General features: G+C 33.9%; 12 protein-coding genes. 5 read left to right on the forward strand and 7 right to left on the reverse strand.

Translation table 11 applies throughout. The annotated features are described in order from the left end of the window. Window positions 1–4 precede the first annotated feature (4 nt). The 5 genes from SUDEN_RS06325 to SUDEN_RS06345 are packed head-to-tail and all read right to left on the reverse strand — an operon-like array spanning window position 5 to window position 5704. Window positions 5–1450: a Mur ligase family protein gene (locus SUDEN_RS06325; protein WP_011372836.1), complete on the reverse strand. Its 1446-nt coding sequence runs from the start codon at window positions 1448–1450 to the stop codon at window positions 5–7. Continuing rightward, a complete protein-coding gene (locus SUDEN_RS06330; RefSeq protein WP_011372837.1) occupies window positions 1450–2187 on the reverse strand; it encodes an alpha/beta fold hydrolase in 738 nt (245 codons plus the stop codon). The genes SUDEN_RS06325 and SUDEN_RS06330 overlap by 1 nt, the downstream gene beginning before the upstream one ends. Further along, window positions 2187–3224, reverse strand: a complete 1038-nt coding sequence (locus tag SUDEN_RS06335) for a D-alanine--D-alanine ligase (protein WP_011372838.1) — start codon at window positions 3222–3224, stop codon at window positions 2187–2189. The genes SUDEN_RS06330 and SUDEN_RS06335 overlap by 1 nt, the downstream gene beginning before the upstream one ends. Window positions 3225–3236: 12 nt before the next feature. Next, window positions 3237–3803 (reverse strand): Holliday junction branch migration protein RuvA, encoded by a 567-nt coding sequence (gene ruvA / locus SUDEN_RS06340; RefSeq protein ID WP_011372839.1) that lies wholly within the window; start codon window positions 3801–3803, stop codon window positions 3237–3239. After that, the gene (locus SUDEN_RS06345) at window positions 3800–5704 is read right to left on the reverse strand and encodes a flagellar assembly protein A (RefSeq protein WP_011372840.1); all 1905 of its coding nucleotides are present in this window, start codon (window positions 5702–5704) and stop codon (window positions 3800–3802) included. Before SUDEN_RS06345 ends, ruvA begins: the two co-directional genes overlap by 4 nt. 105 nt (window positions 5705–5809) lie before the next feature. Between SUDEN_RS06345 and murJ the strand changes: the two genes are divergently transcribed. Together murJ and cysS are read left to right on the forward strand one after the other, a co-directional pair. Next, window positions 5810–7216, forward strand: a complete 1407-nt coding sequence (murJ, locus tag SUDEN_RS06350; RefSeq protein ID WP_011372841.1) for a murein biosynthesis integral membrane protein MurJ — start codon at window positions 5810–5812, stop codon at window positions 7214–7216. Then, a complete protein-coding gene (cysS, locus tag SUDEN_RS06355; RefSeq protein WP_011372842.1) occupies window positions 7203–8603 on the forward strand; it encodes a cysteine--tRNA ligase in 1401 nt (466 codons plus the stop codon). The genes murJ and cysS overlap by 14 nt, the downstream gene beginning before the upstream one ends. 4 nt (window positions 8604–8607) lie before the next feature. On the opposite strand, the gene SUDEN_RS06360 is transcribed toward cysS, so the two are convergent. Then, on the reverse strand, window positions 8608–9804 hold the full coding sequence (locus SUDEN_RS06360; protein ID WP_011372843.1) for an NAD(P)/FAD-dependent oxidoreductase: 1197 nt from the start codon (window positions 9802–9804) through the stop codon (window positions 8608–8610). A gap of 77 nt (window positions 9805–9881) precedes the next feature. On the opposite strand from SUDEN_RS06360, the gene SUDEN_RS06365 reads away from it, so the two are divergent. Further along, the gene (locus tag SUDEN_RS06365) at window positions 9882–10811 is read left to right on the forward strand and encodes a class I SAM-dependent methyltransferase (RefSeq protein WP_011372844.1); all 930 of its coding nucleotides are present in this window, start codon (window positions 9882–9884) and stop codon (window positions 10809–10811) included. Here SUDEN_RS06365 and SUDEN_RS06370 read toward each other — a convergent pair. Then, on the reverse strand, window positions 10777–11334 hold the full coding sequence (locus SUDEN_RS06370) for a DJ-1 family glyoxalase III (RefSeq protein ID WP_011372845.1): 558 nt from the start codon (window positions 11332–11334) through the stop codon (window positions 10777–10779). The genes SUDEN_RS06365 and SUDEN_RS06370 overlap by 35 nt on opposite strands. Window positions 11335–11523: 189 nt before the next feature. On the opposite strand from SUDEN_RS06370, the gene SUDEN_RS06375 reads away from it, so the two are divergent. Both SUDEN_RS06375 and SUDEN_RS06380 read left to right on the forward strand, forming a co-directional pair. Continuing rightward, complete coding sequence (locus SUDEN_RS06375) at window positions 11524–12390, forward strand: UbiA prenyltransferase family protein (protein ID WP_041672263.1); 867 nt, start codon at window positions 11524–11526, stop codon at window positions 12388–12390. Beyond that, the gene (locus tag SUDEN_RS06380; protein ID WP_011372847.1) at window positions 12387–12776 is read left to right on the forward strand and encodes a GtrA family protein; all 390 of its coding nucleotides are present in this window, start codon (window positions 12387–12389) and stop codon (window positions 12774–12776) included. Before SUDEN_RS06375 ends, SUDEN_RS06380 begins: the two co-directional genes overlap by 4 nt. Window position 12777 lies beyond the last annotated feature (1 nt).

A 12777-nucleotide genomic window follows, 5' to 3' on the forward strand; every position in this document is an offset into this window, starting at 1 on the left:
CCATCTATATAAAGTTAGGTGCATCATTTGCAAACAAAATGATATCTCCTGCTCTTGTTTGTGATGATAAAAGAGACTCTATTTTTGTCTTATCATGAAGCATTATTTTATTTTTTACATTTAAATTTTTACTAAAGAGTTCAGCATTTAGGCTACCTGTAACTATAACTATATCAAAGACGCTATTTATCGCTTCAATAAGTTTTAGATTTAACTCATTGCTGCTCTCAACAAGCCCTGGAGTTACTATAACTTTTCTTCCCTCATGTAAAGAGCAGAGTCTTACAGCTTCTAGCATTCCGTCTATATTTCCGTTATATCCATCATCTAGGATTAGTTTTCCACCAGCTTTTATCATCTGGAGTCTATGTTCAACTGGTTTTAAACCTCTAACCGCTTCTATTATCTCATCATTGCTCATCCCAAAAGTTTTAGCGATTCTAATAGCAACTGCTATGTTCATTGTTTGAAATGAGCCTAAAACATTGGTATGGAGTGATAAAATTTCATTATCAAGATGGATTTCAAAATCAGTTCCATCTAGTTTTGCATCTATGTTTTGTATCTCATTACCAAAAAAAGTCACCTTCTCATGAGGTTCATCAGTCACTGAAGTATGGATAAATGCACGCTGTAGTCTTGGAGATTTCATAATCTCTAATTTTGTAGAGATAATATTTTGCAGAGTTTTAAAGTACTCAATATGAGCTAGCCCTACTTTTCCAACAACAACATTTTGAGGCTCTAGAAAAGTTGTAATCTCATAGATATCTCCACTCTCTCTCGCTCCTGCTTCGCAGATATAGATTTCACTCTCATTGGGCAAAGACTCATTTATATCTTTGATTATTCCGCCTAATGTATTTACACTTCTTGGAGTTGCATAGACTCTATATTTTTTACTAAGAATCTCATATAAAAAGTTTTTAATACTTGTTTTTCCATAACTTCCAGTAATAGCAACAATTTGAAGTTTTTCCATACTTTGTAGTTTTTTCTTTGCCTCTTTTTTAAAAGATTCAAATAAGAACTTCTCTACAGCAAAACTCCCAGCATAAGCCACTAAAAGCGGCATAAAGACTCCAAAAACCTCACATGCTTCTTTGAGCATACAGAGTATGTTTTGAAAAAGAGTCAAAGAGATAAGAAGTATCAAAAATCTCTTCACCCTCCATGTAAGAATAAGTTTTTTATCTAGTTTTTTATGCCACAAAAAAATCGCAGGTAATATAGCAAAAAAGAAAAATATTATAAAAAATTTCCCAGTTGTATAGTAAGCTATAAATGGAATAAAAAAGTAGATAATATGCCACTGTGGCTTATGGTGTTTTAAGACTACACGAGAGATTTTGTAATCATACCACTGAAGGTTTGTAATGAGGTACCATCCTAAAACGGTTACAAAAAGCGTGTTTGTTACAAATGCTATTAAAATTTCATAGTCTTGCATTATTTATGTTCCAATGTTTTTAAAAATCTGTTTTCTATATTTTGTGATACATCTTTTGCATGATGTAAAAAGAAGTAGTGGTCTCCATCATAAACATTAAGCGTTGAATCTTTTATGAGTTTTTGTATCATTTTTGCACTAGAGAGCGGTGTTGCAGTGTCATCTCTTCCCCAGCACAAAAGAGCTTTACCGCTATAAGAGGCAAACTCTTTTGAAAAGTCCTCATCTACGACATTTTTAAAAGTTTGATACATAGGCTCACTTAGTTTTTTGGCATCCTCTGCTACAAAAAACTCTCTAAATTTGCTTAATCCAAATAGTTTTAAAAATTTAAAGAGTACTATTTTTGCTCTTACTTTTAGAGATTTTTGTCTATAAATTCCAGCGCTTGAGAGTAAAACTAAAACTGATGGCTCAAGCAGAAGTGCCACTTTTCCGCCAAATGAGTGACCTACGACTATATCTTTTGAACCATTTAGATGAATCAATAACAGCTCTACTATTCTTGCATAATCTTTCGTCTCTAATGCAAGGTTACATGTAGAGCCTCCAAATCCTGGCAAATCTATATATATGTGTCTAAAGGCATCTAAATATGGAGCAAAAGCCTGTTTCATAAGAGCTTTATTGCTTCCCCAACCATGCAAAACTATCATATCAACACTTGCCTCTGGATTTATTATCTCATAACTTATCTCTAGGGTGTGTTGATTGAACTGTATTGACTTTAGGGCCATTACTTCCCTTTGGCTTTAGATATTGAGTGAATATACTCATAAGTTACTTTAGCTCTTTTTGTATGTGGAAGTGAGTTTGCAAGAAGTTTTAAAGAGCCCCCGAAATCATCAAAAAGGTAGTTTGCCATAGACCCTGGAATTGGATTTATCTCATTTAGAAACACCTCGCCATTAACTACAAAAAAGTCACATCTAATTAGTGCACCTTCAAAGAGATTTTTATAAACTTTCTCAAAACTTGCTCTTAGTTTTGACTCTAACTCTTTGCTTATCTCTGCGCTATCTACATTTCCACTTCTTGAGAAGTCCATATATTTTTTCTCAAAATCCAAAAACTCCTCTTTTTGTGGCTCTTCAATTATGGAGAAGTAGAACTTTTTACCTGCACTAAAACCAGCCAAGTTATACTCTTTTACACCTTCTAAAAACGGCTCAACTATAACAGTATTATCAAATTCAAATGCACTATCAAGAGCATAATCAAGCTTACTCTCATCTTTTACTATACTCACACCAATAGAGCTTCCAAGACGTGATGGTTTTACGATAATTGGATATGCTATTTTTATATTTGAGTGTTCACTTGAGCTTAACTCTTGTGATTCTACACATTTAACACCTCTTGCATGACAAAGCCATTTTGTGTATCTTTTATCATAAGAGAAGACACTCGCATCAACTCTTGGTCCAATGTACTTGATAGAGAAAAAATCGAGGATTGCTGCAATAGTTCCATCCTCCCCATCTCCACCATGGATAAGGTTTAAAACAGTTCCGCTAATATCTACAGAACCAAAGAGACTTTTTTGAACAAAAGAGCCATGAGAGAGAGTGAGTTTTGGCATCTTTTTATATTCACCTCTTGAGAAGGTTGTTGCTCTCATTTTTGATGCGTTAATCAGATAAAACGTATGGTCTTGGTCACAAAAAATAAAATTTAACTCAAAATTTGATAGCTTTTCTTTAAGTGTAATTGCACTTACTATGCTGATTTCATGCTCGAAACTAGCACCGCCGAATAAAATAGTTAACTTCAATATATACCTCTTTTAAATTGTTTGTAGAAGCTTTAGTGCCTCTTTTACTAATATGGCTGTATCAACTGCACTACATGAACCTAGTGCTTTTGAAATTTTATCTTTTTTAAACCCTAATGATTCTAGTGCTTCACTCGCTTGAGCTACCGCTAGACTCTTTGGCTCACTTGCAGATATAATTAACTCAGTATCAAAACCGCTAAGCTCAACTAAAATCCGCCCTGCACTCTTAGGACCAATTCCTGGAACTCTTTGAACGGCTGTTATATCTTTGTTGTTTAAGACAACTGCAAATTGAGAGGGCGTATATGTAGAGCAGATAGCCATCGCCACTTTTGGACCTACTCCGTTTATCTTGATAAGACGCTCGAAGAGTTTTTTTTCACCAAGTTCTAAAAATCCATAAAGCAACTGAGCATCTTCTCTAATTACATGTGAAGTAAATAGCTTAACCTCATTGCCGCTCAAAGCAGAAAAACTCTGCAATGATATAAAAACTTCATAAACAACACCGCCTACATCTACATGTACAAATGATGGCTCTTTTGAGACAAGAACTCCTCTGACTCCGACTATCACTCTTTTACCGCCCTTATCTCATAAATTCCATCATCGGACTCTACAACTGCAAATATCTTATCTATTGAATCTTTTTGCGGTTTATAACTAAGTTCTATAGGCGGATCAACGAGTTTAAAAATAAGCTCATTATGTCCGCTCCATTTATCTCTATTTATAATTCTTGCATCAAAAATATTATCCTGAAAAGAGGCAGTTTTTGTAGTTAGCAGAAGCAGTTTGTCATTTTTAACTTTGTACTCGTTTACTATGGTCTCTAAGTGTTCTTGAGCCTTTAAAAACTGTTTATATTTTGTTACAAAAGATGATGGCATTTTTATTCCATTTTTTTTGTAATGCATCAATCTTTGTTTAACCTCATTAAAAGCGTCTGTGTTGTCTTTAACTAGTTTTTTGTATCTGTCTATCTCTTTTTTAACCTCATCAATAGCAGATTTTAGCTCATTTATCTCATTTCTGTTATCACTAAAATCTTCAATCTTCTCTTTTTGCAAAAGCGGATCAATTGTAAATATATTTTCACTTCCTACTAGTTTTTTTATCTCAATAAGTCTTGAAGCTGTTGCTTTAACATATGATGCACATACTCCAATTTCTATATCTTTTGCTCTTATATTTCCACCAAGAGCCTGAGCAATCTCAACCTTCTTTCCATCAACAATGCCATGTTCTAATCGTGTGATTTTGATATTCTCACCTATAGCACTTCCTTTATGCACATTTATAGTCAAGTTAGTAGCTGTAATTTGTGATGTTTTATGCGTTTGCCCATCTACTGTTGCTCTTTTTGCATGAACTTTTGAGTTTGGACCCACATTTCCTTTTATATCTATCTCACTTACCTGAACCTCCATACCACTTCCTATGGCATCTTTTTGAGAGTCATTCTCTTGCACGCTTAAAGAGACATCCGAATCAAGCCCTGTTATAATTGAGCCTGTTGTTTTAAAAGATATTTCGCCTACATCCATCTCAGATTTTATCTGATATTTTTTTGCTTCTAAGCTTATATACCCGCTAATTTTTGCTTTATATAAGATATTATCTTTACTATCTATGACTTCTATCGTATCATCTACCGTAAAGTCCGGTGCATATTTTATTACGGGCTCTAAAGGTTCCATAAACTCACCACGGCAATTTCGTCCAGGTTTACCTTTTTTTGGTTTTATATATTCTAAGAGCAAATCACCCTCTACAGCACTATGAATAAATCCTCGTCTGGAGTGGTCAACCCTCTCATTCTCCTCAACTGGATTCTCTCTTTCATAATGCTTTATAAGCTCATCATTTGTTGTAGGTGTTGGCTCATACGATTCAGCTATAAGTATAGTTTGATTTTTATCATACTTTATAACTCCAGCTACTTTAGCCATCGCCGAAACCCTAGATACTAACTCAGGAACCATCTCATCAAAAATATATAAAAGAACTCCTGCACGAATCTTGCTTTTATTTATATATTTTAAAAACTCATCCTCAAACTTTGGTGTTATTGAAACTTCTGAACCCTCTTTTATGCTTAGATAAACTTTGCATTTTGTAGCATTTGCTCCAACAGCAGCATGAAAATTTTTAAAAATATCATTCTCATCTTTTGAGTAAACCTCTATCTCATACGTCTGTTTAATTTGAAAAAATTTATTTAAAATTGATACAATATCATCTAGTTCGTGTAGTTCGTTTTTGTTTATCTCTTCCCAATCAGACTCTATATTTTCTTTATTTATTCTCATAAATGTCTGAACAGCTAGTATGTCAAAATCTAAACTGTTTACACTTACTCCATTTTTCTTTGCTATTTCAATGAGCTCTTTAGCAACATTTTGAGTTTTTATGACAGTAGGTCGGATTATTTTTACTATTTCTTTAGTATCGCTACTAGAACCAAATATTGCCATATTTTCCTGCCTAAGTTTAAATTGTTTAAAAAAAATAAACACTCTATTTTAATCAAATATTTGTTAAACTTTCGTAAAAATTATAATATTCTCTAAAAGAAGCCTATGTTTAAAGCCATATTTACCAATAGTTTTGGAATTTTGTTCTCAAGAGTTTTAGGATTTTTAAGAGATATGTTAACAGCTTCTGCTCTTGGAGCAAATATATACAGCGATATATTCTTTGTAGCTTTTAAACTCCCAAATCTCTTTAGAAGAATCTTCGCAGAGGGCGCATTTACTCAAGCTTTTATACCTGCTTATGCTCACTCAAAACATAAGTCACTTTTTTCAGCAAATATATTTTTACTTTTTTTATCAATCATACTTGTAATAACTCTGCTTGTAAACATTTTTCCATCTTTTGCTACGTCAATTATAGCTGTGGGATTTGATGAAAAAACAGTTGAGTTATCAGAGCCTTTTGTTGCTATAAACTTTTGGTATCTGCCTCTTATCTTTGGTGTTACATTTTTAAGTACTATGCTTCAATACAAACGCCACTTCGCAACGACAGCATTCTCTACTGCACTCTTAAATATCTCTCTTATTGTAGCTCTGCTGCTCTCAGAAGATAAAAGCCAGAATGAGATAGTTTATTATCTTAGTTTTGGTGTAGTTATTGGCGGTATTTTACAACTAATTGTACATGTAATAACTCTCTATCATCTAGGTCTTTTTAAACCTTTAATGGGCGGTTTTAAATATTTGAGACAAAAATCCCAACTTATAAAAGAGGAGAGTAAAAGATTTAAAAAACAGTTCTTTCCTGCAATGTGGGGAAATTCAACACCACAAGTTAGTGCTTTTTTAGACACTTTTTTGGCTTCATTTTTAGCAACTGGTTCTATTAGCTATCTTTACTATGCTAACCGCATATTTCAGCTCCCTCTTGCCATTTTTGCAATTGCTACTTCTATAGCTCTCTTCCCATCAATTGCAAGATATATAAAAAACAGTGATGAACAAAAAGCAAGATACTACATGCAAAAAGCTTTTTGGTTTTTAGCTTTTTTACTCTTGGCTAGTACAATTGGCGGATATATATTCTCACATGAGATTATCTGGCTTCTATTTGAGAGAGGCTCATTTGTAGCTAAAGACACGTTAATTAGCTCTTACATTCTTCAAATGTATATGATAGGACTTTTACCACTTGGACTTCAAAAACTATTTTTACTTTGGTTATATACAAACGAACAACAACTTCTTGCCGCAAAAATAGCAACTTTTTCTCTTATTTTCTACATTGTCTTTGCTCTAATCCTAATTACACCAATGGGAGCTGCTGGTTTAGCACTAGCTGGAACAATAAGCGGATTTATAGGCTTTGGTATGACTATAAAAGCATTTGGAGTAAAAGATTTTTTTGATATACTCCGAAACAAAAAAGCAATTTATCTCTTAGTTGGCTCTTCTATTTTTACAATTATACTTATAGTTTTAAAGGATTTTATCAGTGTTTATATTTGATTCGGCGAAAAAGATAAAAAGAGAGTTTATTCCACAAGAACAAGGAAAAGTTTCTCTTTACGTCTGCGGACCCACTGTTTATGATGATGCGCATTTGGGGCATGCAAAGAGCGCCTTAGTTTTTGACCTTCTCTGTAGAGTTTTAAATGCAAACGGTTATGAAGTTACTTACGCTAGAAACATAACAGACATAGATGACAAAATTATAAATAGAGCCCAAGAGCAAAACAAAACTATAAAAGAAGTAACAGATTTTTATACAGATGCTTATCATAAAGAGATGGCACTTCTTGGCATTTCACGCCCAGACATAGAGCCAAAAGCCACAGAATCACTTGATGCAATGTATGCTCTTGTACAAAAACTCCTTGATAATAAACATGCTTATACAACTGATGATGGAGATGTCTATTTTGACACTTCAAGTGATAGCAAATATCTTACTTTGTCAAATAGAGTTCAAGATGAGAGTGAAAAACTTCAACGTGTGCAGAGCTCATCACAAAAGAGAAACCCTGCTGATTTTGCTCTTTGGAAAAGCATACATGATGAGAGCGTAACATTTGGCTCTCCTTTTGGAAAAGGTCGCCCTGGGTGGCATCTGGAGTGTTCTGCTATGATAGAGAAACACTTAAGCAAACCTAATGCAAAGTTTGCTGTAGATATCCATGGAGGCGGGGCTGACCTACTTTTTCCTCATCATGAAAACGAAGCAGCACAAACCAGATGCGCCACAGACCATGCACTAGCAGCTTACTGGATGCACAATGGATTTGTAAACATTGATGGCGAGAAGATGAGCAAGAGTTTAGGAAACAGTTTTTTTCTAAAAGATGCTCTTAAAATTTATGATGGAGAAGTTTTACGATTTTACCTTCTTAGCACACACTATAGAAGTAACTTTAACTTCAATGAAGAAGATTTAGCGACTGCAAAAAAACGTCTTGATAAAATATATCGACTTAAAAAGCGACTCTTTGGAGTGACTTATGAAGATGAAAAAACAGATTTTAAAAAAGAGCTCTTAGAGACGCTTAGTGATGACTTAAATATTTCAGCATCACTAGCACTAATTGAAGAGATGATAACTCGCGCAAATGAGACTCTAGATACCGCAGGAAAGCATAAAGAGCTAAAAAGAGAGGCTCTCTCAAATCTCTCATTTATAGAAAAGATTTTAGGTTTTGGCATAAAAAATCCTTATGAATATTTTCAATTTGGCGTTAATGAAGAGACAAAAACAGAGATTGCAAAACTCATAGAAAAAAGAGCTGAAGCCAAGAAGTCTAAAGATTTTGCAGCTTCTGACATGTTAAGAGATAAAATTTTAGCCTATGGAGTAAATCTAATGGATACTCCGCAGGGGAGTTTTTGGGAGAAGATATAACTATTTAGGGTTTTTTTATCCTATTTTTATATCCTGTATTTATGCGAAGACGAAGCCCTAGATAGTATGCGTACGTTATAGCTTTTTTTAGCAGATACGCACTATAACCTTTTACTTTTATCACTCCAAAGAGCTCTCCGCTTGCCCAGTTCCCACCAAGAGCGATAAATACTCCAAGAACTTTCGCATCAAATGGTGCAATAGTTTTGTTGTCAATCCTTTTGCGAATAGACTCTGCTGCATACTCTGCACTTCTCTCAGCGCTTTGGGCTGTTGGAGGAAGTATTTTCCCAGAAGCATCACGTATCTCTACACAATCGCCTATAGCAAATACGTTCTTTTTTTGAGCTATATTTAACATACTATCAGTAATAAATTGAGAAATTTTATTTTTTTTCACATCTATACACTCATTTAAATCGGATGCTTTTATACCGCCTGTAAAAATCATAAAGTGGTACTTTAGAGCTTCTTGGTTTTTAAAGTAGATAAAATTATCATCCAATTTTTCTATAAAAGCATTTGTTAAAATATTTACACCCAAAGCTTCAACTCTTTTATGCGTACTATTTATCAAAAAATCGCTCATACCTGGTAAAATAGTCTCACTTGCATCTATGAGATATATCTTTACGCTATTTATTCTGCTGCCTATTGTTTTTTTATAAACTTCTACAACATTTGCCATCTCAGCAGCCACTTCAACCCCGCTAAGCCCTGCTCCGCCAATGACTAAATTTATCTCTTGCGTCTCTTCATTTTGGAGTTTTTTATAGAGAAGATTTTCAAACTCTACTCTAAAATTGTGCGCTCTATGAAGGCTTTTAACTCCAAAACTATGCTCTCTTAAGCCTTCTATAAAAGAGAAAAAGTTTGTTTTAGCCCCAGTTGCGATTATAAGATAATCATAAGATATTGCTCCATCGCACAGCGCAACACTTTGTGCCTCAAAATCAACGCTCTGTACATTATCATAAATAAATGTCACTTTTTTCTTAAACCCGTTGCACCAGTCTTGCAAGTCAATAACAACGTCATGAAGGTCAAATCTGCCAGCTATATATCCATAAGCTTCAGTTTGGAGGTAGTGATATGGGTGTTTATCTATGAGCGTTACATCCATGTCGCTCTGCTGTGCCAAAAACTCTATAGCACGCAGACCACCATAACCACCGCCAATAACAACAACTTTCTTATTCAAATTTTGCCTTTTGTTAAATAAATAGTTAAAATTATACTCTTTTAAAGATTGATAAAATAGAAATTATTGGATAAAAAATGAATATTGAAGAGTTAAGAGTTTTATTAATAGAAAATTCACGAGATGCCACTGAAGAGTTTAAGAGGCTTTTTCATGGAAGAGGCGGAATTTACGGGAATTTTAAATATTTGAGTATAGATTCAATAGATAAAGTTCTAAGTGTTGCCTTTTATGCAAAAAGTGAAGATGAAGATAGCGTTCTTTTGATGCTAAGAGAGTTTATAGCATCTTCAATATACAAAACTTTAGTTGTGCAGAGACGCTATATAAAAGGCTCTATCAGTGAAGTTTTAGTGGGAGAGTTGGATGAGAATCTTTATGCAGTTGAAAATGGGATGAAATTTAAACTAAACCTTCTCTCAAACCAAAACAGTTACTACTTTGCAGATATGAAAAACGGCAGAACATTTGTGAGAGAGAACTCAAAAGACAAAAGAGTACTAAACCTCTTTAGTTATACCTGTGCATTTAGTGTCGCCGCAAAATTGGGTGGCGCACTAAGCGTCTCAAATATAGACATGAGCAAAGGCTCTCTCTCAATTGGAAAAGCAAATCACCATCTAAACAACATTGAGCCAAAAGGTGTTAGTTTTCTGCCTTACAACATACTAAAGTCATTCTCAAGGATAAAACAAAACTCTCCATATGACCTCATCATCATAGATCCGCCAACCTTTCAAAGAGGAAGTTTTGAAGCAGGTAAAGATTATGAGAAGATTGTAAAAAAACTCTCTCAAATCGCTTCAGATGGAGCTATGGTTTTAGCATGTCTAAACTCAACAGAGCTAGAGAGTGAATTTATCATAAACTTATTTAAGGAGTTTGCACCTGAATTTAGCTTTGTAAAAAGGCTTGAAAATTTAAAAGAGTTTGCAAATTTTGATGAGCAAAAATCTCTCAAAAATCTTCTCTTTAGTTACAATGAGTCGCCAAGAGAGCGCTCTTAACCTCTTCAAATTTCTCTTTACCTGAGAGTTTTTTAACAATTTGCAGACCAAAGCACATAGCAGTAGCTGGTCCGCGAGATGTTATCACATTTTCGTCTTGCACAACCATCTCTTTATCGCTAAAACCATCCTCTCTTATTTGAGCCTCAACGCTTGGATAACATGTATAGTTATGTTTTAAAACCCCAGCGCTATGAAGTGCAAGTGGTGCTGCACAAATCGCACCTATTAGTTTTGCATCTCTATCCATGATTTTAAGTATTTTTTGAACATTCTCATCATCTCTAAGAGCCAAAGTACCTTTCCATCCGCCAGGAAGAACTATCATCTCAAGAGCAGATACATCAACACTCTGTATCTCCACATCAGCTAAAACAACAACACCATGTGCCCCTCTTACCTCTTTTTTACTCCCTAAAGATGCAACGATAACCTCAATATCTCCTCGTCTTAAAACATCTATGATACTAATCGCCTCTATCTCTTCAAATCCATCTGCCAAAGGCACTAAAACTCTGCTCATATCTATCTCCTATTTTATCTATATATTACTCTTTATGTAGTTTTTTGATTTTATCAGATTAGCTCTGAAACATTGATAATTAATTGAATGGATTTATATTTTATGAGAATATAATTATTTTAGTAAAACTCAAGCCTTGATGAAGATTATATAAAGATGGTATAATCTACATAAAAAAGGTTGTTTTAGTTGAGTGAACTCTTAAAGTTGTTTCGTATTCATCAATATGTAAAAAACCTTTTTATATTTATGCCTCTGCTGTTCTCTTTTTCTTACATGGATTCTCATGATAACATCTATTCTTTTCTAACATTTATACTTTTTTCTATATTAGCAAGTAGCATTTATATCTTTAATGACCTCATGGATATAAATGAAGACAGAGCACATCCAACTAAGAAAAACCGCCCTCTGGCAAATGGAGCGGTCTCTACCAAGAGTGCAAAAATTCTAATTTTACTTCTATCATTTACATCCTTATCTCTCTCATTCCTGCTTAGTTTTGATCTATTTGTTGTTCTACTTATCTACTTTATTTTAAATATCTTCTACTCCATAAAACTCAAACATATCGCCATTTTAGATATCTTTATAATCGCTACTGGTTTTGTTTTAAGACTTTTCGCTGGTTCTGTTGTAACTGGCATAAACCTCTCCATGTGGATTATTCTTATGACTTTTCTTCTTGCGATATTTTTAGCACTTGCAAAAAGAAGAGATGATGTACTTCTATCGATTGATGGGCAAGAGACTAGAAAAAATATAGACGGCTACAACCTTGAATTTGTAAATGCCTCAATGGTTCTTATGGCTGGAGTTGTAATCGTTAGCTATATACAATATACAATATCGCCAGAGGTTATACATAGAATAGGAACAGAGTATCTATATCTAACCTCATTTTTTGTAATTCTTGGCATACTTAGATACATGCAGATAACTTTTGTAGAACAAGATAGCGCTAGTCCAACTAAAATCATTATAAGAGACACCTTTTTAAAACTAACCATAACCCTCTGGCTAATTAGCTTTTTGGTAATTGCAAAACTTTTATGATTGCACTTAGATATATACTATTTGCGCTTCTCTCGACTGCGCTAAATATACTTTTTCAGTACCTTAGCTTTATGCTCTATGATGGTTTCTTATCGCTATATATTGCGATGTTTATCGGAACAGTTGCAGGTTTGGTTTTAAAGTATATTCTTGATAAAAAATATATCTTTTTTCATACACCAAAAAGCAAAAAAGATGATGGCAAAAAGTTTTTTCTCTACTCTTTGATGGGAGTTTTTACAACTTTTATATTTTGGGGTTTTGAGATTGGATTTGACGCCCTTTTTATAGATGAAAATGCAAAATATGTGGGTGCTGTTATAGGTCTTAGCATTGGCTATGTTGTAAAATATTTTCTTGATAAAAAATTTGTATTTAAGGATTAGT

Origin of the sequence: Sulfurimonas denitrificans DSM 1251 (assembly GCF_000012965.1) — a bacterium.
Classification (GTDB): Bacteria; Campylobacterota; Campylobacteria; order Campylobacterales; family Sulfurimonadaceae; genus Sulfurimonas; species Sulfurimonas denitrificans.